The organism is Nocardioides sp., assembly GCF_036493135.1.
GTDB lineage: Bacteria > Actinomycetota > Actinomycetes > Propionibacteriales > Nocardioidaceae > Nocardioides.
In genome coordinates this window covers 42244-65614 of the sequence record NZ_DASXQG010000072.1, presented here as the reverse complement: position 1 = coordinate 65614, position 23371 = coordinate 42244, and the positions used below count along the sequence as shown (strand labels likewise).

Genomic DNA, 23371 nt, shown 5'->3' with positions numbered 1-23371 from the left:
GGAGCCGATGATGGCGCCTCCGGGCGCCGTCTCCGTGTTCACCGACGGCGCATGCTCCGGCAACCCCGGACCCGGCGGCTGGGCGTGGGCGGTCGACCGCACGACGTACGCCTCGGGCGCCGAGCCGGTCAGCACGAACCAGCGCATGGAGATCCGCGCCGCGCTCGAGGCGGTCACCGCCCTCGAGGGACCTCTCCTCGTGGTCAGCGACTCGACGTACGTCGTGAACTGCTTCCGCGACCGCTGGTGGGAGGGCTGGCTCTCCCGCGGCTGGCTGACCTCGGCGAAGAAGCCGGTCGCCAACCGCGACCTCTGGGAGCCGCTGATCGCGGCGGTCACCGAGCGAGGCGACATCGCCTTCCACTGGGTGAAGGGCCACTCCGGTCACGAGATGAACGACTTCGTCGACCAGCTCGCGGTGGAGGCGAGTCAGCGCGGGTAGCGTTCGCCCAAGCCTCAGGACCCTGCGACCAGCCGATCCATGGCGGTGAGGAGACACCCGGGTGCCTCGTGCCAGACGAAGTGGCCGGCCCCCGGCTCGACGTGGGACCACGCGCCCGGGATGCGGGCGGCGCTGTCCGTGCCGGCACTGGGTGGCATCGGGCTGAGCGCGCCGACGAGGACACCGAACGGCACCGTGATCGACGCGAGCGCCGACTCGAGCTCCGGCAGTCGGGTCGTCAGATCTCCCCAGAGTCCCAGGTTCGCCGCTTTGGAGAACTCCATGTGCGGCATCGGCGGTGCCGATGAAGGGTCGGCGAAGTAGGACGGCCAGAAGAGGGAGAACGCCTCGAGGGACTCCTCCGGCGTCGCCTCGCCGGCCATGTCCTTCTCGTCCAGCTCGCGGGCGCGCTCACGTTCGGCCGCGTTCACGCGCGCCACCATCTCGGCTCCGAACGCCACGCCACCGCCGTCACCGACGGCTCCCAACGGGTCGACGGACAGCACACCGGAGAGCCGCTCGGGAATGACGAGGGCGGCGTGGAACACCAGGTGCCCGCCCCACGAGTGGCCCATCAGGTAGGCGGAGTCCCATCCGAGTCCGTCCAGAACGGAGGCCAGGTCGGCCACCGCCTCGGCCACCGTGAACTCGCCCTGCTCGGTGGACGGCGCGATCCCGCGCTGTTGGTACGTCGCGACCTGGTAGCGGGTGGCGAGCTCGGCCACGGCGTCGTCGAGATAGGCGCCGTTCATGCCCGGGCCACCGTGCACGGCGAGCACACGAGGGCCCTCGCCGGCGACCCAGCCCGAGAGGCCACCTGACTCGGTGGCAGCAGTGAAGGGGGTTCGATCCATCGCCGCAGCGTAAGGCAGTTGCTAGCGTGCGCGGAGAAACTGGACGAGGGAGGGGCGGCCGCTGTGCTGTCGGACATCGAGATTGCCAATGCTGCGACGTTGCGCCCGATCGGTGCGGTGGCCGGCGAAACCCTCGGGATCGACGAGCGGCACCTGGTGCCGTACGGCCACTACAAGGCCAAGGTCGACCTCAACTATCTGGCCTCGCTCGCCGACCGGCCGCTCGGGCGCCTGGTCCTGGTGACCGCGATGTCGCCCACTCCCCCGGGCGAAGGCAAGACCACGACCACGGTCGGTCTCACCGACGCGTTGCACGGGCTGGGACACCGGACGGTCGCCTGCCTGCGCGAGCCGTCGATGGGCCCGGTGTTCGGGATGAAGGGCGGCGCGGCGGGCGGCGGCTACAGCCAGGTCGTGCCGATGACGGACATCAACCTCCACTTCACCGGTGACTTCGCGGCGATCGCCGCCGCGAACAACCTGCTGGCGGCCCTGATCGACAACCACGTGCACCACGGCAACGCGCTCGACATCGACGTCCGGAGCATCACCTGGAAGCGGGTCCTCGACATGAACGACCGCGCCCTGCGCGAGGTCGTGGTCGCGCTCGGCGGACACGCGAACGGCTTCCCTCGCGAGGACGGGTTCGACATCGTCGTCGCATCGGAGCTGATGGCGATCTTCTGCCTGACCGAGTCGTGGTCGGACCTCAAGCGACGCATCGGTGACATCGTGATCGGCCAGTCGCGAGCGATGAAGCCCGTCACCGCGCGCGACCTCGGTGCCGACGGCGCGATGGCGGCGCTGCTGCGGGACGCGCTCGCGCCGAACCTGGTGCAGACCATCGAGGGCGCCCCGGCCTTCGTGCACGGCGGTCCGTTCGCGAACATCGCGCACGGCTGCAGCTCGGTGATGGCCACCCGCTCCGGACTGCGGTTGGCCGACATCGTGATCACCGAGGCCGGGTTCGGCGCGGACCTGGGCGCGGAGAAGTTCGTCGACATCAAGTGCCGCAAGTCCGGCCTGCGTCCCGACGTCGCCGTGGTGGTGGCGACGGTGCGCGCCCTGAAGTACCACGGCGGCGTACCTCTCGCCGACCTCGGTACCGAGGACCTGGGCGCGGTCGAGGCCGGCATGGTGAACCTGCGCCGGCACCTCCACAACATCCGCGAGGTGTACGGCGTGCCGTGCGTCGTGGCGATCAACCGCTTCCCGACCGACACCGACCTAGAGGTGGCCAAGGTCGTCGACCTCGTCGACGAGGAGGGTGTCCGGGCCTTCCCCGCGACGCACTTCGTGGACGGCGGCGGCGGCGCCCAGGACCTCGCCAAGGGCGTGCTGCAGGCGCTCGACGAGCCGTCGCCGTACACCTTCTCGTTCACCTATTCCGACGAGCTGTCGCTCACCGAGAAGGTCGAGGCCATCGCGACCCGGTTGTACGGCGCGGGCCTGGTCACCTGGGAGGCCAGGGCCCGGCGACGGCTGCAGCGCATCGAGCGAGACGGGTACGGCGCACTACCGGTGTGCGTGGCCAAGACGCAGTACTCCTTCTCGACCGACCCGACCGCGCTGGGCGCACCGAGTGGTCACGAGCTCCATGTCCGCGAGGTCCGGCTGTCCGCCGGCGCGGGCTTCGTCGTCCTGGTCTGCGGCGACGTGATGACCATGCCGGGGCTCCCCCGTGAGCCGTCCGCCGCCCGGATCGACCTGGCCGAGGACGGGACCATCCTCGGCCTCTCCTAAGACCCGACCGGGTCTCCCCGTCACGTTTCGCTCGGCTGTCTCGACTCGGGGTGAGAGACAGTCGAGACGAGAGGTGAGAGCGATGCACGTCTACATCGCAGGTGGCACGGGCGTGGTCGGGAGGAGGCTGATCCCCCGGCTGGTCGCGCGCGGGCATCGGGTCACAGCGACGACGCGAGACCCGGCCAAGACCGCCGGGATCGAAACCCTGGGCGCGCAGGCGGTCGTCGTCGACGGGTTGGACAGCGCGGCCGTCGGCGAGGCGGTGGCGAAGGCCGAGCCGGATGCCGTCGTACACCAGATGTCGTCGCTGGCCGGCAAGCTCGACCCGAAGCACTTCGACCGGTCGTTCGCGATGACCAACCGGCTACGCACCGAGGGACTGGACCATCTGGTCGCCGCCGCCCAGGCCAGCGGGGTGCGGCAGATCGTCGCCCAGAGCTACACGGGCTGGCCGAACATCCGCTCGGGCGGATGGGTCAAGGACGAGGAGGACCCGCTCGACCCGGAGCCGCCGAAGGCGCAGCGGGAGTCGCTCGCGGCGATCCGCTACCTCGAGGAGACCGTGCAGAAGGCGGACGGCACGGTCCTGCGGTACGGCGGGTTCTACGGCGACCCCTCGGACCCGATGATCCCGATAGTGCGGAAGCGGCAGTTCCCGCTCGTCGGCGGCGGCACCGGTTACATGTCCTGGGTGCACCTGGACGACGCGGCGAGCGCGACCGCGCTGGCGCTCGAGCAGGACGCCCGCGGGGTCTTCAACATCGTGGACGACGAGCCGGCCCCGGCCTCCGAGTGGCTGCCGTACCTCGCCGACTGCATCGGCGCGAAGTCGCCGCGGCGGCTGCCGGTCTGGGTCTCCCGGCTGGCCGCCGGTGACGTCGCCGTCTCGATGCTGACCCGCACCCGCGGCTCGTCCAACGCGCGGGCCAAGCGCGAGCTCGGGTGGGACCTGCGCTGGCCGTCCTGGCGGGAGGGTTTCCGACATGGCTTGGCGAGGTAGGAGTACGGCGTGAGTGACGAGGAGTTCGAGGACCTGCGCCCGCTGCTGTTCTCGATCGCCTACCGGATCCTCGGCAGCGTCAGCGAGGCCGAGGACGCCGTCCAGGAGACCTGGCTGCGCTACCACGCGAGCAGCACGGTCCCGATCTCGCTGAAGTCCTTCCTGTCCGCGGTCGTGACCCGGGTGTCGATCGACGTGCTGCGATCGGCGCGGGTCCGCCGCGAGTCCTACGTCGGTCACTGGCTGCCGGAGCCTCTGCTCACCGACGGCGAGGCCGCGACGTACCCGGATCCGGAACATGCCGCGGAGCTCGCCGACTCGCTGTCGATGGCGGCCCTGTTGCTGCTCGAGCGGCTGAGCCCGGAGCAGCGGGCGGTCTTCGTGCTGCACGACGTGTTCGCGTTCCCGTTCAGCGAGATCGCCGAGGTCATCGGCAAGTCGGACGTCGCGTGCCGACAGCTCGCGTCGCGCGCGCGCCGGCTGATGGAGGACGGCAGACCGCGGTTCGACGTCGACCGTCGCGAGCGCGAGGAGCTCGCCGCACGGTTCTTCGACGCCCTGACCGTCGGAGACGTCGACGAGCTGCGACAGCTGCTCGCGGCCGACGTCGAGGTGTACGGCGACGGCGGCGGCAAGGCTCCGCAGTGGATGAGGGTCGTCGTGGGCCTGGACAACGTCGCGCGGATGTTCGCGGGGTTGGGTCAGCGGTTCGCCGGCAGCGGGCTCCAGGTCGACCGGCACGAGGTCAACGGCCAACCGGGCGCGGTCTTCCGCGACGCCTCCGGTCGGGTGATCAACGTGCTCACGCTGGACGTCCTGGACGGCCGGATCCAGGTCATCCGTTCGGTGATCAACCCCGACAAGCTCCGGCACATCGGGCCGGTGGCGGATGCCTGGGCGGTGCTGCGCCAGACGTCACCGAGCGCCGGTTCCTGACGTCAGTCCTCGGGCATCGAGCGACGGTCGCCGACCGGGCGGCCGGCCTGCGGGAAGCCGAGCACGCCTGCCGCGACCCACCACTCCATCACGTCGTAGGTGAGTCGTCCCGCCACCACCGAGGGATCGCCGTCGGACAGCCGTGCCGCCTCGGCGAGGTCGCAGGCGAAGATCGACATCCCGCGGTACGACGTGTCGCTCTGCTCGCCGAACGGTCCGTTCACCACCAGCAGACCCTGCCGCCTCAGCTCGGCGCGATACGCCAGATGGCTCGCCTGGAGCTCGTCGAGCTCCTCGTCGGACATCTGCGGCACCTCGGCCGGCCGGCGCAGGACGACGAGCGTGTACACGTCGAAGGCGTCGGGGATGTTGGGGTCGCGTGGCATGGGGCCGTCACGATAGCGGGCGCCCCGGGACGCGGTCGACGGCCGCGACGGCCGGTTCGTCGTGCTCGTTCACAGCGACGACATCAGGAGTCGAAGCCCATGCCGAGGCGGTCGAGGGTGCGGAGCCAGAGGTTGCGCCGGCCCTGGCGGCGGTCGGCGGAGGCCAGCGACCGCCGGGTGAGCTCGATGCCCGTCCAGGCGAACGGCTCAGGTGGGAAGGGCAGCGGTCTCTTCCGCACCATCTCGAGGCGGGTGCGCTCGGAGTCGACGCCGTCGAGCAGGTCGAGCATCACGTCGGCGCCGAAGCGGGTGGCGCCGACACCGAGCCCGGTGAAGCCGAGGGCGTACGCCGCGCGCCCGGCGTACGCGGTGCCGAAGAAGGCACAGAAGCGGGTGCAGGTGTCGATCGCCCCGCCCCAGCGGTGGGAGAATCGCAGGCCCTCCAGCTGCGGGAACGTGGTGAAGAACTGCCGGGCCAGCAGGTCGAACGTCTCGGGCCGCTGGTCGTAGTCCGGGCGGACGTGCCGGCCGACGTGGTAGATCGCGTCGTAGCCGCCCCAGAGGATCCGGCCGTCCCGGGTCATCCGGAAGTAGTGGAACTGGTTGGTCATGTCGTCGAGCCCCTGCCTCCGGCGCCAGCCGACCGCGTCGAGCTGCGCGGGTGAGAGCGGCTCGGTCATCAGTGCGTAGTCGTACACGGGAACCGTGTGCAGCCGCACCCGGCGGACCAAGGAGGGGAACGCGTTGGTGCCGAGCGCGACCCGGCCGGCGCGCACGACGTACCCCGCGTCGGTGCGGACGTCGAGGCCCGCTCCCCCGCGCCCGATGCCCCCGACGTGGGTCCCCTCATGGATGCGGACGCCGAGCGCCTCGGCCGCCGCAGCGAGACCCCAGGCGAGCTTCGCAGGATGGACCAGGGCCATGTCGCGCGGCTCGAAGACACCGCCCAGGAACGTCGGCGAGCTCACCTCGGCCCGGAGGGCCTCCTGGTCGAGGTACGTCGCGTCGGGGTTCTCCGCGGTCATCTCGCGCAGCCACTCGAGATGGTGCGGCTCGGTGGCGACCGTGATGGCACCCGGCCGCTCGAACTCGCAGTCGATGCCGTAGTGCTCGAGCGTCGCCTCGATGGCGTCGAGGTTGTCACGGCCGAGCCGGTCGAGGGTGTCGATCTCGTCGGGCCACCGATCGGCGCCGTTGGCATGCCCGTGCGTGATCGACGCGGCGCAGAAGCCGCCGTTCCGGCCGGACGCCGCCCAGCCGATCCGGCTGCCCTCGAGCAGCACCACGTCGCGCCCGGGGTCCCGCTCCTTGGCCAGGATCGCGGTCCAGAGACCGGAGTAGCCGCCGCCCACGACGCAGAGGTCGGCGACGACGTCGGCGCCGGGCCCCGGTCGCGGCGCAGGCCGGTCGGGGCTGTCGAGCCAGTACGGCGTGGTCGAGGAATCGGCGAGCGACGGGTGGAGGTCCCCTGGCATGGCGGCATCGTGTCAGAACGGCCGGACCTCAGCTGCGGGCCGTCTCCGCCTCGACGAAGGCTCGGGCGTGGCGAGGTCGCCGCAACCGGATCACGGCTGGTCCGGACGTGGCGGTCTCCCACGCCCGCATCTCCCTCCGCTTCCGCTGGAAGGAGGTGAGCTGCCACATGACCAGCGTGTCGCGCGCGAGCACGGCCCCACGGAGCGTCTCGCGGTTCCCGTTACAGACCTCCTCGCCGTCGATGATCCGGGCGGCCGTCCGCCGGAGCAGTCGACCGAGACTGGTCAGCCGCGGGTAGTCCAGGGCGACGACCAGGTCGGCACGCTCGATCACGAGATCCCGCCAGTGGCCGTACGCCGAGTCGAGGACCCACGCGTCGGTGCACGTCAGGGCGTCGAAATGGGCGATCTGGTCCGCGACCGGCATCGGCACCCAATCCGGGCTCCAGGTGATGTCGTCCACGCTGGTGACGGGGAGTCCGGTCAGCTCACCGAGGATCCTCGCCATGGTCGACTTCCCGGACCCGGTCACGCCGTACACCAGGATCCGGCGAGCGTCTCCCAGCCGGTCGGTCTCGGGCACCCGGCGATGGTATAGAGCGAGGAAGGATCACGCAGGGGCCACCCGCGGCTTCCGGACCGAGCTGACCAGCACGGCGGCCGGGATCATCGCGATCGCGATCACCAGCAGCGACCGCAGCGTGCCTACCTGGTCGCCGACGAAGCCGAGCAGGGGTGGCCCGGCCAGGAAGGCGCCGTATCCGATCGTCGAGACCACGCTGACTCGGCGGGCGGCGCGGGCCGGGTCGTCGCCGGCGGCGCTCATCCCGACCGGGAAGCCCAGTGCGGACCCCAGGCCCCACAACACGATGCCGACGACGGCCAGGGCGGCGACCCCGGTCCAGACGACGATCAGGACGCCTGTGGTCGCCGCCAGCGCCGAGGCGAGCATCGACGGAGCCCGCCCGAACCGGTCGAGCACGATCGGTCCGCCGAGCCGGCCGAGCGTCATCGAGGCCACGAAGAGCGCGAAGCCGAGGACGCCGACCCAGTGGCGCGCGTCGTACCCGTCGATGAGCGAGAGCGCCAGCCAGTCGTTGGCGGCACCCTCCGCCAGCGTGAACGCCAGCACCATGAGGCCGATCGCCAGGGTGCGCGGCTCGAGCCAGGCCGACCGGCTGGCGGTCGCATCGTCCACCTCGTGCTCCTCGTCGGCGGGCAGCAGCCGACGGCTCGCGACGACCGCGACGATGACGGCCACCGCGGGGACGACGGCGTAGTGCACGGCCAGGGGTACGCCGAGGCCCGCCGCGACGGCTCCGACTCCGGCGCCCGTGAACGTCCCCAGCGACCAGCCGGCGTGAAAGCGCGGCATGATGCTCCGGCCCAGCTCCCGCTCGACGGCCGCGCCGTCGACGTTCATGGCGACGTCCCAGACGCCGGTGCCGAAGCCGTAGGCGAGGAGCCCGACCGACGCTCCGAGGGCCGAGCCGGCGGTGGCCATGGCACCGGCCACGACCAACCCGACCAGGTCGACCAGCGCGCCGAGCCGGACGACGGCGCCGGCGCCGAACCGCTCGATCAGATGCCCACTCGCCGGCATCCCGATCATCGAGCCCACGGCCACCGACAGCAGGAGTGCGCCCAGGGCGCCGTTGGTGAGGTCGAGGGACTCGCGCAGGTCGGGCACGCGGGAGGCGAGCGTGGCGAAGCAGAAACCGTTCAAGCCGAACACCAGGGCCACCGCGTTGCGAGCGGTGGTCGCGCCGGCCAGGGTCGGCGACGAAGTCACGGGCCGCCGATCACAGGTGATGAGCGCCAGGTGGGGCCGCCTCGAGCCAGGACTGGAAGCCCATCAGCGACGAGGAGCCGAGCGCCAGCTCGATGACACCGCTGGGCGTCTCACAGCGGATCACGACGTGGCCCGGGTAGAGGGAGAGCTGCTCGACGCCCTCGGGCTCGCGGCGCTCGACGTACGCGAGCGTGGTGCGGGCCCAGACCCGCTTCGGCCGGGGCGAGAGCGAGAAGATCCGGAACCACTCGAGCGAGTCACCGGCGTACCGGCCGAGGCCCAGTAACCAGCCGCGCCCGGGCGTGGTGGCCCGGGCGCGGTAGCTGAGCTCGAAAGTGCCGCCGTTGCGGGAGAGCCAGCGTCGGCGGACGATCAGGGCGACTCCCAGGAGCAGCACGAGCAGGAGCACGACGGCGGCCGACTCCAGCAGACCCTCCCAGATCGGCAAGACTTCCTCTCCTGTCAGCCCCAGCGGGCGATCAGTCCTCGCCCTCCAGCGCGGCCTTGCGCTCCTCCAAGAGGCGCTTGGCCTCGTCGAAGTCGCTCTCGTGGGCTAGCTCGGCGTACTCGCACAGCAGCCGGACGTGGTTGTCGGCGACGGAGATGAACCCGCCGTCGACGGCCGCGACCCAGTGCCCGTCATCGACGGTGCGCACGTCCACCTGGCCGGCCGCCAGCACCGACATCACCGGCGTGTGGTCGGCCATGATGCCGATCTCGCCGGCCAGCGTGCGGCAGTTGACCACGGTGGCCTCGCCCGACCAGACCTCACGGTCGGCCGCGACGAGGGACACCTGCATCGTCTTCGCCATCTCAGAGGCTCTTCTGGATCTCGTCCCACTTGCGCTCTACGTCGTCCAGACCGCCGCACATGAAGAACGCCTGCTCCGCCACGTGGTCGTACTCGCCGTCGGCGATCTTGTTGAACGCCTCGACGGTCTCGGTGACCGGGACCGTCGAGCCCTCGAGGCCGGTGAACTGCTTGGCGACGTAGGTGTTCTGGGACAGGAAGCGCTGGATGCGGCGCGCCCGGCTGACGATGATCTTGTCCTCCTCGGACAGCTCGTCGACGCCGAGGATCGCGATGATGTCCTGGAGCTCCTTGTTGCGCGGGAGGATCTGCTTGATCCGGATCGCGCAGTCGTAATGCTCCTGCCCGATGTACTGGGCGTCGAGGATCCGCGACGTCGAGGTCAGCGGATCCACCGCCGGGTAGATGCCGAGCGAGGCGATCTCACGCGACAGCTCCGTGGTGGCGTCCAGGTGGGCGAACGTCGTCGCCGGCGCCGGGTCGGTGTAGTCGTCGGCGGGCACGTAGATCGCCTGCAGCGAGGTGATCGAGTGACCACGCGTCGAGGTGATCCGCTCCTGGAGCGTGCCCATCTCGTCGGCCAGGTTGGGCTGGTAGCCCACCGCTGACGGCATCCGCCCGAGCAGAGTCGAGACCTCCGACCCGGCCTGGGTGAACCGGAAGATGTTGTCGATGAACAGCAGCACGTCCTGGTTCTGTACGTCGCGGAAGTACTCCGCCATCGTCAGCGCGGACAGCGCGACCCGCAGCCGGGTGCCCGGCGGCTCGTCCATCTGGCCGAACACCAGGGCGGTCTGGCCGATGACGCCGGCCTCGGTCATCTCCTGGATCAGGTCGTTGCCCTCACGGGTGCGCTCACCGACGCCGGCGAACACCGAGACACCGCCGTGGTCACGGGCGACGCGCGCGATCATCTCCTGGATCAGCACCGTCTTGCCCACGCCGGCACCGCCGAACAGGCCGATCTTGCCGCCCTGGACGTACGGCGTGAGCAGGTCGATCACCTTGATGCCGGTCTCGAACATCGTGGTCTTGGACTCGAGCTGGTCGAACGCCGGAGCCTTGCGGTGGATGCCCCAGCGCTCCTTGACCTCGAACTTCTCGCCCTCCACGAGGTTCAGCGGCTCGCCGAGCATGTTGAACACGTGACCGAGGGTCACGTCGCCGACGGGCACGCTGATCGGGCCACCGGTGTCGGTCACGGTCGCACCGCGGACCAGGCCGTCGGTCGGCTGCAGCGAGATCGCTCGGACCATGCCGTCTCCGATGTGCTGGGCGACCTCGAGCGACAGCGTGTGCTTCTCGCCGGCGAGCTCGAACTCGCACTCGAGCTTGTTGTACATGTCGGGCATCGAGTCCACGGGGAACTCGATGTCGACGACGGGGCCGATGACCCGGGCGATCCGGCCGCCCGCACCCTCGGTGGCGTCGGCCTTCTTCTCTTCAACCGTGGCACTCATGTCTCTCAACTCACTTCGTTGCTGGTTCGCGGGGGTTACTCGCCGCCGGCGTTGGCGTCGGCCAGCGCGTTCACGCCACCGACGATCTCGCTGATCTCCTGGGTGATGCCCGCCTGGCGGGCCTGGTTGGCGATGCGGGTGTACTTCTTGATGAGCTCCTCGGCGTTGTCCGTCGCGGACTTCATCGCCTTCTGCCGGGCCGCCAGCTCCGAGGCGGAGGCCTGGAGCAGGGCGAAGAAGATGCGGCTCTGGACGTATCTGGGCAGGAGCTCGTCCAGCACCTCCGCCGGCGACGGCTCGAACTCGTACAGCGGGAGCACGTCGTCCTTCTCCGGACGTTCGTCGCTCTCGACGACCTCCAGCGGCAGCATGCGTAGGTTGTGCGGCTCCTGCACCAGCATCGACCGGAACTGCGTGTAGACCAGGTGCACCTCGTCGACCTGCTCCGGCTCGCCCTCCTCGGCGGTGAACGCGCCGATCAGCGCCTCACCGATCTCCTTGGCGTTCTGGTAGCGCGGCTGGTCGGAGAAGCCCGCCCAGCTCTGCGCCACGTCGCGGCCGCGGAAGCGATAGTAGGCCTCCCCCTTGCGGCCGGTGAGGTAGGTGACGACCTGCTTGCCCTCACCGCGCAGCCGCTCGGCGAGCCGCTCCCCCTCCTTGAGCACGCTCGAGGAGTAGGCACCGGCCAGACCACGGTCGCTGGTCACGATCAGGATCGCGGCCCGCTTCGGGTCTTCCGGCTCGGTGGTCAGCGGGTGGTCGGTGTTGGAGTACGTCACCAGCGCCGAGACCGCCCGCGTCAGCTCCCGTGCGTACGGCGCGGCCTGCTGCGCCCGCTGCTGCGCCTTGATGATCCGGGACGCGGCGATGAGCTCCATGGCGCGCGTGATCTTCTTGGTCGACTCGACCGAGCGGATCCGGGCGCGGTACTCACGCAGCGATACGGCCATGTGTCAGCCCCGCTTCTGCTTGACGATCTGCTCCTGCTCGAGCTCCTCGTCGGTCACGGGGTCGGCCTTGGCCTCCGTGCCGGGCTTGATCGACTGGCCCTCGCTGGTCTCGAACTGGTCGAGGAACTCGTCGTACGCCGAGGACGCGTTCTCGTCGGCCGCGTCGTCGAACGTGCGCGACTCCCTGATGCCGTCGAGCAGGTCCTTGTGCTGGCGGGCCAGGAAGTCGAGGAACTCCTGCTCGAACCGCAGTACGTCGTCGACCGGCACGCGGTCGAGACGGCCGGTGGTGCCGAGCCACAGCGAGACCGTCATCTGCTCCAGCGGGTAGGGCGAGTACTGCGGCTGCTTGAGCAGCGCCATCAGCCGCTGACCGCGGTCGAGCTGCTGCCTCGACGCGGCATCGAGGTCGGAGGCGAACATCGCGAACGCCTCCATCGCGCGGAACTGCGCCAGCTCGACCTTGAGCGAGCCGGTGACGGCCTTCATCGCCTTCGTCATGGCGTTGCCACCCACGCGGGAGACCGAGACCCCCACGTCGATCGCCGGGCGTTGGTTGGACGCGAACAGGTCGGACTGCAGGAAGATCTGCCCGTCGGTGATCGAGATGACGTTGGTCGGGATGTAGGCCGACACGTCGTTGGCCTTGGTCTCGATGATCGGCAGGCCGGTCATCGAACCGGCACCCATGTCGTCGGAGAGCTTGGCGCAGCGCTCGAGCAGGCGGCTGTGCAGGTAGAACACGTCGCCGGGGTAGGCCTCGCGGCCCGGTGGGCGGCGCAGCAGCAGCGACACGGCGCGGTACGCCTCGGCCTGCTTGGTGAGGTCGTCGAAGACGATCAGCACGTGCTTGCCCGCGTACATCCAGTGCTGGCCGATGGCCGAGCCGGTGTAGGGCGCGAGGTACTTGAAGCCAGCGCTGTCGGACGCCGGTGACGCCACGATCGTGGTGTACTCCAACGCTCCGGCCTCCTCCAGGGCGCCACGCACGGCGGCGACGGTCGAGCCCTTCTGGCCGATCGCGACGTAGATGCAGCGAACCTGCTGCTTCTCGTCTCCGCTCTCCCAGTTCTGCTTCTGGTTGATGATCGTGTCGATCGCGATCGTGGTCTTGCCCGTCGACCGGTCGCCGATGATCAGCTGACGCTGGCCGCGGCCGATGGGTGTCAGCGCGTCGATGGCCTTGATCCCGGTCGCCATCGGCTCGCTCACCGACTGCCGCAGCATCACGCCCGGGGCCTGGATCTCCAGGGCGCGGCGCTCCTCGGACTCGATCTCACCGAGGCCGTCGATCGGGGTGCCGAGCGGATCGATCACGCGGCCCATGAAGGCGTCGCCGACCGGGACCGACAGGATCTCGCCGGTACGTCGGACGGACTGGCCCTCCTCGATCTTGTCGAAGTCGCCGAGGACCACGACGCCGATCTCGCGAGTGTCGAGGTTGAGCGCGAGGCCGAGCGTACCGTCCTCGAACTCCAGCAGCTCGTTGGCCATCACAGAGGGAAGACCGGTGACGCGCGCGATGCCGTCGGCGGTCTGCGCGACCGTGCCGACCTCCTCCTTGCTGGCCGCCTCGGGCTTGAAGTCCTCGACGTACTTGGTCAGTGCGTCGCGGATCTCCTCCGGACGGATCGTGAGCTCCGTCATCTCTTCCCTACTCTCTTGTCTGTTCTTCGAAGTCTGTGTGCGGTGGTCGAGCCTGTCGAGATCACCCGACGAGACTCCTTCGCGCGTCGTCGAGCCGGCCCGCAACCGTGCCGTCGATGACGTCGTCGCCGATCTCGACGCGCAACCCCCCGAGGACGTCCGGATCGATTTCGACGTTGAGGTGGACCGTCGTGGCGTACTGGCGGCCGAGGATCTCGGCGAGGCGGGTCTCGTCGACCTCGCTCATCGGCCGGGCGACCCGGACCGTCGCGACGATCTCGCTCTGCGTCTCTGCGGCGACCTGGCGGTACGTCGCGAGCGCGTTGGTGACCGTGCGGTAGGTGCCGGCGAGCGACTGCTTCACCAGCGTGATCGTCGCGGGGACGGCCTTTCCGTCGAGCAGCGAGTCGACCAGCGCGGCCTTGTCGTCGACAGAGCGGGCGGGGTCGGACAGGGCCGAGCGCAGCTGCGGGTTGCCGTCGACGATGCCGGACAGCTCGAACAGCTCGTCGGTCACCCGATCAGCCTTGGCACCTGCGGACCGCACGATGGCGATCTCGCTGAGCCGCTCCAGTACGTCGGCCAGGTCGCGCGGGCGCGTCCAGCGACGGCCGACCGCGTCGGTCAGCAGGTCGAGGGTCGGATCACCGATCCGGCCGGTGAACACCTGCTGGACCATGCCCTGCTTGGCCTCGACGGGCAGGGACCCGTCCGTGGCGAACCGGCGCAGACCTGCCTCGCTGCGGAAGAGCTGGCTCACCGTGAACAGCTCGTCGCCGAGCGTGGCCGCGGCCTGGTGGGTCCCGATCGCGCCGTCGAGCCGCTCGATGAGCGCGGTCAGTGCCTCGGCGGAGCCTCCCCGCAGGTCCATCAGTGCGCCTCCTCCAGGTCGGCGAGGAAGCGCTCAACCACACGGCCCTGGCGCTCGTCGTCGTCCATGGACTCGCCCACGATGCGGCCGGCCAGGGTGGTGGCCAGGCTGCCTACGTCGCGACGTAGCGACGCGAAGGCCGACTTGCGGTCGGCCTCGATCTGGGCGTGCGCGTGCTCGACGATGCGGTCGGCCTCACCCTGCGCCTTCTCCCGCGCCTCCTGCACGATCTGCGCCCCTTGCTCGCGAGCCTCCTCGCGGATCCGCGCCGCCTCGTGCTTGGCGTTGTTCAGCTGCTCCTTGTAGTCAGCCTCGGCCTTGCGCGCGTCGGACCTGGCCTCGTCGAGCTCGGCGAACTGGGTGCGGATCGCCTCCTGACGCTTGGTCATCGCCCGGTTGATCGGCGGGATGAGGTACTTCCCGAAGATCCAGACCAGGATCGCGAAGGCGAGGAGCTCGACCAGGAAGGTCCCGTTGGGGACGAGGAAGTTGCTCGCCAACGGCACCACGGGGGTGCTGACAAGTGTGTCCATCAGTCAGTCCTGTCTTCCTGCCGGGTGTCTCGGGGGCCTCGACTCACTTGCCGAGGACGAAGACGAACAACGCCATGAAGGCCAGGTTGATGAAGTACATGCCTTCAACCAGCGCGACCGTCAGGAAGAAGATTGTCTGCAGGCGCCCCTGAGCCTCGGGCTGGCGCGCCACGCCCTGGATGTACGACGAGCCGGCCAGGCCGTCACCGACGCCGGCGCCGATCGCGCCACCCGCGAGAGCCAGGCCACCGCCGACGAACGCGCCGGCCGTCTTGATGGCCGATTCCATGGTGGTTGCTGCCACTATTTCTCCTTGGTTCCGCGCCGGGTGCCGACGCAATGGGTGTACCTCTGGTGCGGTCGAGCGTGAGTCGCTCAGGCCGCGAGTTCGGGTTCGGCTGGCTTCGCCTCCGCATCGGGCTCGGTGTCGTCGGAGTGCTCCTCGGAGAGGTCCTCACCGTGGCCCGCGCCCGCCATGCCGAAGTAGAGCACCGTCAGCAGGGCGAAGATGAAGGCCTGGATGCCTCCGATCGCCATGTCGAACAGCTTCCACAAGATCGCGAACGCGACGGAGAGGACGCCTCCGATGGGGATGACGCCGACCGTCCACGCGGTGAGAGAGGCGATCAGGGCCAGCAGGATGCCGCCGGCGAAGATGTTGCCGAAGAGTCGGAGGGCCAGGGAGATCGGCTTGGTGATCTCCTCGATGATGTTCAGCGGCAGCAGGAAAGGGTAGGGCTTGAGGAAGTGGCTGAGGTAGCCCTGGACACCGTTCTGCTGGATGCCGTAGGACCAGGCCCCGATCATCACCACGAGCGCCATCGCGTAGGTGAGGTTGGTGTCCGACGTGGGGGCGGGGAGGAAGTGGTAGTGCTCGTTGGGCTCGCTCGGGATCATCTCGAGCCAGTTCGCGATCAGGATGAAGAAGAACAGGGACACGGCCAGCGCGACGGCGAACGGGTTGACGCGACCGAGGTTGTCCTCGACCTGCTCCTTGACCTGGTCGACCACCAGCTCCCAGAGGATCTGGAGCTTGGTGGGCACGTGGTCGTCGATGTTGCGGGTGAGCTGGTGCCGGGCCCAGAAACCGAGCACCACGACGATCGTCCCGGCGACCAGGGTCGTCCAGATCGTGTCCATGTTGAAGGTCATGCCCAGGAACTGACGCTGGACGTGCTCGCCGATCTTGATGTCGGTCGCCCAGATGACGGCGGGGGTCATGGGTCCTTCAGCTCCTTCAGCAGGGGCACGGTGGTCATCACGAGTGCGATCAGCCGGAAGATGGCCAGCCCGAACAGCAGTCCGATGCCGTCCGGCCAGAACCACACCGCGATGCCCACGGCGACCACGGACAGCACCAGCAGCCGGACGAGGGTGGACATGGCCAGCTTGTTGCGGGTCGGCTGCTCACCGGACGTGATGATCCGTAGCAGCCAGTACTCGGTGGCCAGGTGGTTCAGCAGGCCGAGCGCGACACCTCCGGCGATACAGCCGGCGAGGGTCCACTCGTCGAGCTGCCCGAGCACCCAGTACGCCGCCCCCGCGAGCACGAAGGCCACCACGATGGTCTTGCGCTGGTCGCGCACAACGCGCCAGTAGGAAGGACGAGCCTCGGGCACCGTGGACGGGCTCTCCTGCTCAGTCACGGCCGTCACCGGACCGACAGGCGTGGTCATGACGCACGCTCATCGCAGGACGCTCCTGACCCGCACCCAGAAGGCCCCGGCACCCGACGCGATGCCGAGCGCGAGGCCCACGAGGGTGAACGCCGGCGTCGTACCGGCCGCGTGGTCGACGAGGAGACCGAGCACCGTCCCGAGGACCACCGCACCCGCGAGCATCCCGCCGAGGCCCGCGAGATCGCGACCCCGCAGGGTCGGGTCCGGGTGTCCGTCGGCCATACACGCAAGTCGCTCTCAGGGGTGTTTACGTCGGGATGATCAACGTCGCCGACGCACACTCCACGGGGCCTCGGCGACGCTCGGAAACTATCACAGCGAGTCCCTGCCTCGAACCGGGCGGGGAGCGTGCACACCACGGCCCCGGAACGGGTCACGAGGCGGTCGGTCGTCATGGTCTGGCGGCCTGATCTGATCGGCAACGGGGTGCTTGTGAAAAGTAGCACAAGCGTTCCGGCGAGCGCCAATCGGGTTCCCTCGAGGTCACCCGGCCGAGCGGATCGGCGTCAGGTCACCTTGTCCGCGGCCGGGTCCCCGGCCGGCACCTGTTGGCGGTGCAGGCCCGGGAGCAGGAGCGTCAACGCGATGGTGACCGCCGCCGCGCTCCCGATCAGCGTCCACATCAACGGCCCGGTGTAGAGGCTGATCACGACCGTGCTGCCGGCGACGAGGGCGGCCCACATCCACATGATCAGCACCGCGCGACGCTGCGAGTGGCCGATCTCGAGCAGCCGGTGGTGGAGGTGCTGCTTGTCCGGAGCGAACGGCGAGCGTCCGGCGCGGGTTCGCCGGATCACCGCCAGTACGAGGTCTGCGATCGGGACCACGAGCAGGGTGATCGGCAGCGCCAGTGGGAGGAAGGTCGGGGCCAGGCTCGCCGGTGAGCCCATCGCGCCCTTGCTGAGCTCGGTACCGGAGTACTGCCCGGTGAGCGTGATCGCGCTCGCGGAGAGGACGAGCCCGATCAGCATCGAGCCGCTGTCGCCCATGAACACCCGGGCCGGGTTTACGTTGTGTGGCAGGAACCCGATGCAGGCTCCGCCCAGCATGGCGCTGAGCAGCGCCCCGGTCGAGGCCAGGGACGCGTTGTTCAGGTTCGTCAGCTGGTAGCAGAAGACGAAGAACGCGATCGCGCCGATACCGACGACACCGGTGGCCAGGCCGTCGAGCCCGTCGACGAAGTTCACCGCGTTGATCGTGGCGACGACCACGAACGCGGTGAGCAGGGCACCCTGCGCGGAGTCCAGGGCGAACTGGCCGCCGTGGCCGGTCGGGAAGAGGTAGTACTGGATGCCGTTGAGCACCAGGAACCCGGATGCGAGCACCTGACCGCCCAGCTTGGTCAGCGCGTCGAGCTCGAAGAGGTCGTCGAGCGTGCCGATCGCGCAGATCATCGCTCCCGCGATCAGCACGATCCGGGCGTCGTGGAACACCACCGGGTCGCTGCGCGAGAGGAACGGAAGCTGGTGCGCCACGACGTACGCCGCGGCCAGGCCGCCGAGCATCGCCAGGCCCCCGAGGTACGGCACCGGCTCGGCGTGCACGTCGCGGTCGCGCACCTTGGCGACCGCGCCGGTGCGCAGGGCGATCTCCCGGGCGATGACCGTCAGGAGGTACGTCGCGGCCGCCGCGACCAGGAAGACGAGGAGGTACTCACGCACGGGGCACGCCCGGTCCCGCCTCGTCCTCGTCGGTCTCGATGACCGTGCAGCCGAGCGGCTGCAGGACGTCGTTGAGCGCCTCCACGGAGAGCGCGCCCGCGCGGAGCAGCCGCGGCTGCGAGAGTCGCACGTCGAGGATGGTCGAGGCCTCACCCTTGGGTGAGGGACCACCGTCGAGCACCACCTCCACGTTGTCGCCGAGCATGCCGTCGGCGGCCGCGGCCTCGGTCGCGGCGGGCAGGCCGCTGAGGTTGGCCGAGCTGACCGCGAGAGGGCCGGTGCGCTCGAGCAGCGCCAGGGCGATCTCGTGGTCGGGCATCCGCACCGCGACCGTGCCACGGGTCTCCCCCAGGTCCCAGGTCAGGGACGGCTGCTGCTCGCAGACCAGGGTGAGCGGCCCCGGCCAGAAGGCCTCGGTGAGGGCGTCGACGTACGCCTGGACGTTGGTGGCGAGGGCGGCGAGCGTGGTCGCGGCACTGATCAGCACCGGCGGCGGCATCTCGCGGCCACGGCCCTTCGCCTCGAGCAACGCCTGGACGGCGGCGTGGTCGAACGCGTCGGCCCCGACGCCGTAGACGGTGTCCGTCGGGAGCACGACGAGGCCACCGCGCTGCACGGCCTGCGCGGCCGCCTCGATCGCGGTCTCCCGGTCCTCGTCGGACGCGGTGGGGTACGTCGTGCTCACTCGATCCTCTGAATCGTCCATGTCGATCTGCGGGGTCGGGCTTATCGTGCCAGTCGCGCGGTCAGGTACCGCGCACGCCCGGTCAGGTCCGGGTGGTCGCGCACCTGCTCCCACCGCCCGGTGGCGCTGAACACGGCCGGTGCACTCTCGCCCTGGACGTCTGCGTGCTCGACCCCGACCCGGGCTCCGGGCCGCAGCAGGAGCGCCGCCCGGCCCTCGACGACCCGGATCGTGTCGAGCCCGTCGCCGGTCGCGTAGAGGGCCAGCTCGGGGTCGTGGTCGCGCACCTCGACCGCCACCGACTCCCAGGCCTCGTGCGGGATGTACGGCGGGTTGCTGACCACCACGTCGACCGTGCCGGCCAGGTCGGCGAAGGCGTCCGCCAGGTCACCCAGCCGCAGCTCGACACCGGTGCCGGCCAGGTTGCGAGCCGCCCAGGCATGGGCGGCCTCGTCGAGCTCGATGGCGTGCACGTCGGCGGCCGGGACCTCGGCGGCGACGGCCTTGGCCATGGCGCCCGAGCCGGTGCCGAGGTCGACGACGACGGGCGCTGCCGTGCCGGCCGTGACGGCGGCTCGGGCCTCGTCCACCGCCCATCCGGCCAGCAGCTCCGTCTCGGGCCGGGGCACGAACACACCCGGGCCGACCTGGAGCTCGACGTACCGGAAGTGCGCCACCCCGGTCAGGTGCTGGAGGGGCTCGCGAGCCGCCCGTCGCGCCACCAGCGCGTCGTACTCGGCTGCCTGGGCCGGGCCGACGTCGCCGGTGAGCGGGAGCCGGCTGCGCGGGACTCCGAGGACGAACACGAGCAGCTCGCTCGCGTCGTTGTCGGGCGACTCGACCCCGGCTGCCGCGAGCCTGCGTACGGCGTCGGCGACCAGGTCGCGCGGGGTCGTCACTCAGCCCGCCTCGACCGCGTCCAGTCGCGCCTCGAGGTCGGCCTCCACGCACGAGTCGACGACGGGCTGCAGGTCACCGTCGAGGACCTGGTCGAGGTTGTAGGCCTTGTAGCCGGTGCGGTGGTCGGAGATGCGGTTCTCCGCGAAGTTGTAGGTGCGGATGCGCTCGGACCGGTCGACGGTGCGTACCTGGCTGCGCCGGGCCTCACCCGCGGCCGCGTCGGCTTCCTCCTGGGCGGCGGCCAGCAGCCGGGCCCGCAGGATGCGCAGCGCCTGCTCCTTGTTCTGGAGCTGGCTCTTCTCGTTCTGGCAGCTGACCACGATTCCGGTCGGCAGGTGGGTGATGCGGACCGCGGAGTCGGTGGTGTTCACGCTCTGGCCGCCGGGGCCGCTGCTCCGGAACACGTCGATGCGCAGGTCGTGCTCATCGATCTGGACGTCGATCGCCTCCGCCTCGGGCATCACGAGCACTCCGGCCGCGCTGGTGTGGACCCGGCCCTGCGACTCGGTGACCGGCACCCGCTGGACGCGGTGGACTCCGCCCTCGAACTTCAGCAGTCCGTACGGCGCGTGGCCCGGCTCGGCCCTGCCCCCTCCGGCGCGCGCCTTCACCGCGAGGGTCACGGACTTGTACCCGCCGAGGTCGGACTCGGTGGCGTCGAGGATCTCGGTCGACCAGCCCGCGCGCTCGGCGTACCGCGTGTACATGCGGAGCAGGTCACCGGCGAAGAGCGCCGACTCCTCACCACCCTCACCCGACTTGATCTCCAGGATCGCGTCCTTGTCGTCGGTCGGGTCGCGCGGAACGAGCAGTCGACGGAGGCGCTCCTCGTCCGCCTCGCGCTGGGTCGTGAGGGCCTCGACCTCGTCGGCGAACGCGGGGTCCTCGGCGGCCAGCTCGCGGGCGGCGGCGAGGTCTCCACCGGTCCGCTGCCACGCCCGCCAGGTGGTGATGATCGCGGTGAGCTCGGCGTACCGCTGGTTGAGGGCCTTGGCCGTGCGTGCGTCCGCGTGCGTCTCGGGGAGGGCGAGCTTCGCCTCGAGCTCGGCGTGCTCACCGAGCAGGCTCTCGACGGCCTCGAACACGGCTCCTCCTCCGCTCCGACTTCAGCTGTGACAAATCGCGACGGCGCCGACCCCATGGAGGAGGTCGGCGCCGTGGACGGAGCTACTTGGAGGCCTGCTCGGCAGGTTGCTCAGCTGGCTCGGCCTTCTTCTGGGCCTTGGCGTAGCGAGCCTCGAAGCGGGCCACGCGGCCTCCGGTGTCGAGGATCTTCTGCTTGCCCGTGTAGAACGGGTGGCAGTTGGAGCACACGTCGGAATGGATGACGCCGTTCGCGGCCGTGCTGCGCGTGGTGAACGTGTTCCCGCAGCTGCAGGTCACCTCGGTCACGCGGTACTCGGGGTGGATGTCCTTCTTCATGGTTTCCTTTCGGGCCGCCGGGTCCTCGCCGCCGATCCTGCTGACCAGCGGGTTGAGGTGAACCGGAACCAAGGGGCGATTGTGCCACCGGATGGAACGCCCTCGCGAATCGCGATGTTCCCTCACCGGACGCTCAATCCTCGGCGCCCATAGCCCCCGGAGTGGTCTTCTGCACCTGCATGAGGAACTCGACGTTGCTCTGGCTCTTCTTGAGCCGCTCGATCAGGAGCTCCAGGGCCTGCTGGCCGTCGAGGCCCGAGAGCACCCGGCGGAGCTTCCAGACGATCTGGAGCTCCTCCTTGCTCATCAGGAGCTCCTCGCGGCGCGTGCCGCTCTGGACGGCGTCGATCGCGGGGAACAGGCGCTTGTCGGCGAAGTCGCGACGCAGTCGGATCTCCATGTTGCCGGTGCCCTTGAACTCCTCGAAGATCACCTCGTCCATCTTCGAGCCGCTCTCGATGAGGGCGGTGGCGAGGATGGTCAGCGAGCCGCCGTTCTCGATGTTGCGCGCCGCTCCGAAGAACTTCTTGGGCGGGTAGAGCGCCGCCGAGTCGACCCCACCGGACAGGATCCGGCCGGACGCCGGGGCCGCGAGGTTGTAGGCGCGGCCGAGGCGGGTGATGCCGTCCAGCAGCACCACGACATCGTGACCCAGCTCGACGAGGCGCTTGGCGCGCTCGATCGCGAGCTCGGCGACCATCGTGTGGTCGCTGGCGGGACGGTCGAACGTCGAGGAGATGACCTCGCCCTTGGTCGAGCGCTCGAAGTCGGTGACCTCTTCCGGTCGCTCGTCGACGAGGACGACCATCAGGTGGCACTCGGGGTTGTTGGTGGTGATCGACTTCGCGATCGACTGCATGATCATCGTCTTGCCGGCCTTGGACGGCGACACGATCAGGCCGCGCTGGCCCTTGCCGATCGGTGCGGCGATGTCGATGACGCGACCGATCAGGTTGGTGGGCTCGGTCTCGAGGCGCAGCCGCTCGTCGGGGTACAGCGGGGTCAGCTTGGCGAACTCGACGCGGTTCTTGGACGCCTCGGGGTCGGCGCCGTTGACCGAGTCGATCCGCACCATCGGGTTGAACTTCTCCTTGCGCTCGCCGTCACGGGGCTGGCGCACCTGGCCGACGATCGCGTCGCCTCGTCGTAGGCCGTACTTGCGGACCATCGACAGCGACACGTAGACGTCGTCGGTGCCGGGCAGGTAGCCGCTGGTGCGGACGAACGCGTAGTTGTCCAGCACGTCGAGGATGCCCGCGGCCGGGGTGAGGACGTCGTCATCGAGGATCGTGGTGTCCGGCTCGTTGCGCTGGCCACCGGTCTGCGGGCGGTTGCCGCGGTCGCGGCCCCGACGCCGACGGCTGCGGCGGCTGCCCTGCCCGTCGTCGTACTGCTGGTTGCCGCCCTGCTGACGATCCTTGGTCTGGTTGCCGCCCTGGCGGTCCTTGTTCTGGTTGTCCCGGCCGTCGCGGTTGTCCTGGCGGCGCTGCGAGCCGTTGTCGCCGCGGTCCTCGCGCTGCTCGTCGGACTGCTGGTCGCGGTCCTGCTTCTTCTCGCGCGGGCGGTCGGCGTCGTCGCGGCGCTCGCCACGGCTCTCGGTGCGGCTCTCGGTGCGGCTCTCGGTGCGGGGAGCGGAGGTGCCGTTGCCGCCGGCCTGAGCCGCCTTGATGGCATCGACCAGCTGGGCCTTCTTCATCGAGCCGGTTCCCCGGATGCCGAGGCCGCCGGCCATCGACTTCAGGTCTGCCAACAGCATGGAGTTGAGTCCACCCGACTTCTTCTTGGGAGCGGGCGCGGCGTCGGCAGAGCTGCCGGACGCGTCCGTCGGAGTGGATTCGATGGTTTCCGTCACGTGAGGTCCTTCCCACGTATTCAGTGCCGTCCGGCTGATTGCCGGAGGCCTCTGGGTTCTCTGCCTCTCGGCCGTGGGCAGGACATGAGTGCGAACGCATGCACCGCTGCGGCACGGAGAGGAGGGGTGCGCGGGGTGTGGGGCAGATCCTGGAAGGAACTGCGTCGCCGCCCTGGCGCATCGCCACGATAGCACCAGCCCTCGTCGTGCGCGGCATCGCCACGATTCACCAACGGCGCGCTGGTAAAAGGTGGAACGCCACCCGACGG

General features: G+C 69.9%; 26 protein-coding genes. 4 read left to right on the top strand and 22 right to left on the bottom strand.

All coding sequences use genetic code 11. From position 1 onward, the window contains the following. Positions 1–10: 10 nt before the first annotated feature. Complete coding sequence (locus VGJ24_RS13920; RefSeq protein ID WP_331501225.1) at positions 11–442, top strand: ribonuclease H; 432 nt, start codon at positions 11–13, stop codon at positions 440–442. A gap of 14 nt (positions 443–456) precedes the next feature. On the opposite strand, the gene VGJ24_RS13915 is transcribed toward VGJ24_RS13920, so the two are convergent. Beyond that, the gene (locus VGJ24_RS13915; RefSeq protein WP_331501224.1) at positions 457–1296 is read right to left on the bottom strand and encodes an alpha/beta hydrolase; all 840 of its coding nucleotides are present in this window, start codon (positions 1294–1296) and stop codon (positions 457–459) included. Positions 1297–1359: 63 nt separating this feature from the next. On the opposite strand from VGJ24_RS13915, the gene VGJ24_RS13910 reads away from it, so the two are divergent. The 3 genes from VGJ24_RS13910 (at position 1360) to VGJ24_RS13900 (ending at position 4978) form a co-directional block, all read left to right on the top strand. After that, positions 1360–3039 carry a formate--tetrahydrofolate ligase gene (locus VGJ24_RS13910; protein ID WP_331501223.1) on the top strand — a complete coding sequence of 560 codons (1680 nt, stop codon included), beginning with the start codon at positions 1360–1362 and terminating at the stop codon, positions 3037–3039. An 82-nt stretch (positions 3040–3121) separates the two neighbouring features. Beyond that, on the top strand, positions 3122–4042 hold the full coding sequence (locus VGJ24_RS13905) for an NAD(P)-dependent oxidoreductase (RefSeq protein ID WP_331501222.1): 921 nt from the start codon (positions 3122–3124) through the stop codon (positions 4040–4042). A 9-nt stretch (positions 4043–4051) separates the two neighbouring features. After that, on the top strand, positions 4052–4978 hold the full coding sequence (locus VGJ24_RS13900; RefSeq protein WP_331501221.1) for an RNA polymerase sigma-70 factor: 927 nt from the start codon (positions 4052–4054) through the stop codon (positions 4976–4978). Positions 4979–4980: 2 nt separating this feature from the next. Here VGJ24_RS13900 and VGJ24_RS13895 read toward each other — a convergent pair whose 3' ends face one another. From VGJ24_RS13895 to rho, 21 genes are all read right to left on the bottom strand, one after another. Beyond that, a complete protein-coding gene (locus VGJ24_RS13895; RefSeq protein WP_331501220.1) occupies positions 4981–5364 on the bottom strand; it encodes a YciI family protein in 384 nt (127 codons plus the stop codon). An 83-nt stretch (positions 5365–5447) separates the two neighbouring features. Further along, a complete protein-coding gene (locus VGJ24_RS13890; protein ID WP_331501219.1) occupies positions 5448–6839 on the bottom strand; it encodes an FAD-dependent oxidoreductase in 1392 nt (463 codons plus the stop codon). Positions 6840–6867: 28 nt separating this feature from the next. Continuing rightward, positions 6868–7422 (bottom strand): adenylate kinase, encoded by a 555-nt coding sequence (locus VGJ24_RS13885; RefSeq protein ID WP_331501218.1) that lies wholly within the window; start codon positions 7420–7422, stop codon positions 6868–6870. A gap of 27 nt (positions 7423–7449) precedes the next feature. Then, complete coding sequence (locus VGJ24_RS13880; protein WP_331501217.1) at positions 7450–8631, bottom strand: MFS transporter; 1182 nt, start codon at positions 8629–8631, stop codon at positions 7450–7452. Between the two features lie 10 nt (positions 8632–8641). Then, positions 8642–9079 (bottom strand): DUF2550 domain-containing protein, encoded by a 438-nt coding sequence (locus tag VGJ24_RS13875; RefSeq protein ID WP_331501216.1) that lies wholly within the window; start codon positions 9077–9079, stop codon positions 8642–8644. A gap of 31 nt (positions 9080–9110) precedes the next feature. Further along, the gene (locus tag VGJ24_RS13870; protein WP_331501215.1) at positions 9111–9443 is read right to left on the bottom strand and encodes a F0F1 ATP synthase subunit epsilon; all 333 of its coding nucleotides are present in this window, start codon (positions 9441–9443) and stop codon (positions 9111–9113) included. 1 nt (position 9444) lies between these two features. After that, positions 9445–10902 carry a F0F1 ATP synthase subunit beta gene (gene atpD, locus VGJ24_RS13865; protein ID WP_331501214.1) on the bottom strand — a complete coding sequence of 486 codons (1458 nt, stop codon included), beginning with the start codon at positions 10900–10902 and terminating at the stop codon, positions 9445–9447. A 35-nt stretch (positions 10903–10937) separates the two neighbouring features. Continuing rightward, a complete protein-coding gene (locus VGJ24_RS13860) occupies positions 10938–11852 on the bottom strand; it encodes a F0F1 ATP synthase subunit gamma (protein WP_331501213.1) in 915 nt (304 codons plus the stop codon). Between the two features lie 3 nt (positions 11853–11855). Further along, complete coding sequence (gene atpA, locus VGJ24_RS13855) at positions 11856–13499, bottom strand: F0F1 ATP synthase subunit alpha (protein ID WP_331501212.1); 1644 nt, start codon at positions 13497–13499, stop codon at positions 11856–11858. Between the two features lie 61 nt (positions 13500–13560). Beyond that, positions 13561–14370, bottom strand: a complete 810-nt coding sequence (locus VGJ24_RS13850; protein WP_331501211.1) for a F0F1 ATP synthase subunit delta — start codon at positions 14368–14370, stop codon at positions 13561–13563. Next, positions 14370–14903, bottom strand: coding sequence for a F0F1 ATP synthase subunit B (locus VGJ24_RS13845; RefSeq protein ID WP_331501210.1), 534 nt, complete (start codon positions 14901–14903; stop codon positions 14370–14372). Before VGJ24_RS13845 ends, VGJ24_RS13850 begins: the two co-directional genes overlap by 1 nt. A gap of 43 nt (positions 14904–14946) precedes the next feature. Then, entirely contained in the window at positions 14947–15207 is a 261-nt protein-coding gene (locus tag VGJ24_RS13840; protein ID WP_349257101.1) for a F0F1 ATP synthase subunit C, read from the bottom strand. A gap of 71 nt (positions 15208–15278) precedes the next feature. Continuing rightward, complete coding sequence (gene atpB / locus VGJ24_RS13835; RefSeq protein ID WP_331501209.1) at positions 15279–16124, bottom strand: F0F1 ATP synthase subunit A; 846 nt, start codon at positions 16122–16124, stop codon at positions 15279–15281. Further along, positions 16121–16579: a hypothetical protein gene (locus VGJ24_RS13830; RefSeq protein ID WP_331501208.1), complete on the bottom strand. Its 459-nt coding sequence runs from the start codon at positions 16577–16579 to the stop codon at positions 16121–16123. Before VGJ24_RS13830 ends, atpB begins: the two co-directional genes overlap by 4 nt. A 9-nt stretch (positions 16580–16588) precedes the next feature. Further along, positions 16589–16804, bottom strand: a complete 216-nt coding sequence (locus tag VGJ24_RS13825) for an AtpZ/AtpI family protein (RefSeq protein ID WP_331501207.1) — start codon at positions 16802–16804, stop codon at positions 16589–16591. 284 nt (positions 16805–17088) lie between these two features. After that, positions 17089–18243 (bottom strand): MraY family glycosyltransferase, encoded by a 1155-nt coding sequence (locus VGJ24_RS13820; RefSeq protein WP_331501206.1) that lies wholly within the window; start codon positions 18241–18243, stop codon positions 17089–17091. Next, positions 18236–18928, bottom strand: a complete 693-nt coding sequence (locus VGJ24_RS13815; RefSeq protein ID WP_331501205.1) for an L-threonylcarbamoyladenylate synthase — start codon at positions 18926–18928, stop codon at positions 18236–18238. Before VGJ24_RS13815 ends, VGJ24_RS13820 begins: the two co-directional genes overlap by 8 nt. A 41-nt stretch (positions 18929–18969) precedes the next feature. Continuing rightward, positions 18970–19827 carry a peptide chain release factor N(5)-glutamine methyltransferase gene (prmC, locus tag VGJ24_RS13810; RefSeq protein WP_331501204.1) on the bottom strand — a complete coding sequence of 286 codons (858 nt, stop codon included), beginning with the start codon at positions 19825–19827 and terminating at the stop codon, positions 18970–18972. Further along, positions 19828–20913, bottom strand: a complete 1086-nt coding sequence (gene prfA / locus VGJ24_RS13805) for a peptide chain release factor 1 (RefSeq protein ID WP_331501203.1) — start codon at positions 20911–20913, stop codon at positions 19828–19830. Positions 20914–20995: 82 nt separating this feature from the next. Continuing rightward, positions 20996–21250, bottom strand: a complete 255-nt coding sequence (rpmE, locus tag VGJ24_RS13800) for a 50S ribosomal protein L31 (protein WP_331501316.1) — start codon at positions 21248–21250, stop codon at positions 20996–20998. A 133-nt stretch (positions 21251–21383) separates the two neighbouring features. Then, positions 21384–23006 (bottom strand): transcription termination factor Rho, encoded by a 1623-nt coding sequence (gene rho, locus VGJ24_RS13795; RefSeq protein WP_414691091.1) that lies wholly within the window; start codon positions 23004–23006, stop codon positions 21384–21386. Positions 23007–23371: the final 365 nt, after the last annotated feature.

Excerpts from the sequence above, each read along its gene's own strand:
- VGJ24_RS13825 (WP_331501207.1), bottom strand. The coding sequence starts at position 16,804 with ATGGCCGACGGACACCCGGACCCGACCCTGCGGGGTCGCGATCTCGCG.
- rho (WP_414691091.1), bottom strand. The coding sequence starts at position 23,006 with ATGCTGTTGGCAGACCTGAAGTCGATGGCCGGCGGCCTCGGCATCCGG.
- atpD (WP_331501214.1), bottom strand. The coding sequence starts at position 10,902 with ATGAGTGCCACGGTTGAAGAGAAGAAGGCCGACGCCACCGAGGGTGCG.
- VGJ24_RS13830 (WP_331501208.1), bottom strand. The coding sequence starts at position 16,579 with ATGACCACGCCTGTCGGTCCGGTGACGGCCGTGACTGAGCAGGAGAGC.
- VGJ24_RS13895 (WP_331501220.1), bottom strand. The coding sequence starts at position 5,364 with ATGCCACGCGACCCCAACATCCCCGACGCCTTCGACGTGTACACGCTC.
- rpmE (WP_331501316.1), bottom strand. The coding sequence starts at position 21,250 with ATGAAGAAGGACATCCACCCCGAGTACCGCGTGACCGAGGTGACCTGC.
- VGJ24_RS13890 (WP_331501219.1), bottom strand. The coding sequence starts at position 6,839 with ATGCCAGGGGACCTCCACCCGTCGCTCGCCGATTCCTCGACCACGCCG.
- atpB (WP_331501209.1), bottom strand. The coding sequence starts at position 16,124 with ATGACCCCCGCCGTCATCTGGGCGACCGACATCAAGATCGGCGAGCAC.
- VGJ24_RS13920 (WP_331501225.1), top strand. The coding sequence starts at position 11 with ATGGCGCCTCCGGGCGCCGTCTCCGTGTTCACCGACGGCGCATGCTCC.
- VGJ24_RS13850 (WP_331501211.1), bottom strand. The coding sequence starts at position 14,370 with ATGGACCTGCGGGGAGGCTCCGCCGAGGCACTGACCGCGCTCATCGAG.
- VGJ24_RS13860 (WP_331501213.1), bottom strand. The coding sequence starts at position 11,852 with ATGGCCGTATCGCTGCGTGAGTACCGCGCCCGGATCCGCTCGGTCGAG.
- VGJ24_RS13845 (WP_331501210.1), bottom strand. The coding sequence starts at position 14,903 with ATGGACACACTTGTCAGCACCCCCGTGGTGCCGTTGGCGAGCAACTTC.
- VGJ24_RS13905 (WP_331501222.1), top strand. The coding sequence starts at position 3,122 with ATGCACGTCTACATCGCAGGTGGCACGGGCGTGGTCGGGAGGAGGCTG.
- VGJ24_RS13870 (WP_331501215.1), bottom strand. The coding sequence starts at position 9,443 with ATGGCGAAGACGATGCAGGTGTCCCTCGTCGCGGCCGACCGTGAGGTC.
- VGJ24_RS13915 (WP_331501224.1), bottom strand. The coding sequence starts at position 1,296 with ATGGATCGAACCCCCTTCACTGCTGCCACCGAGTCAGGTGGCCTCTCG.
- atpA (WP_331501212.1), bottom strand. The coding sequence starts at position 13,499 with ATGACGGAGCTCACGATCCGTCCGGAGGAGATCCGCGACGCACTGACC.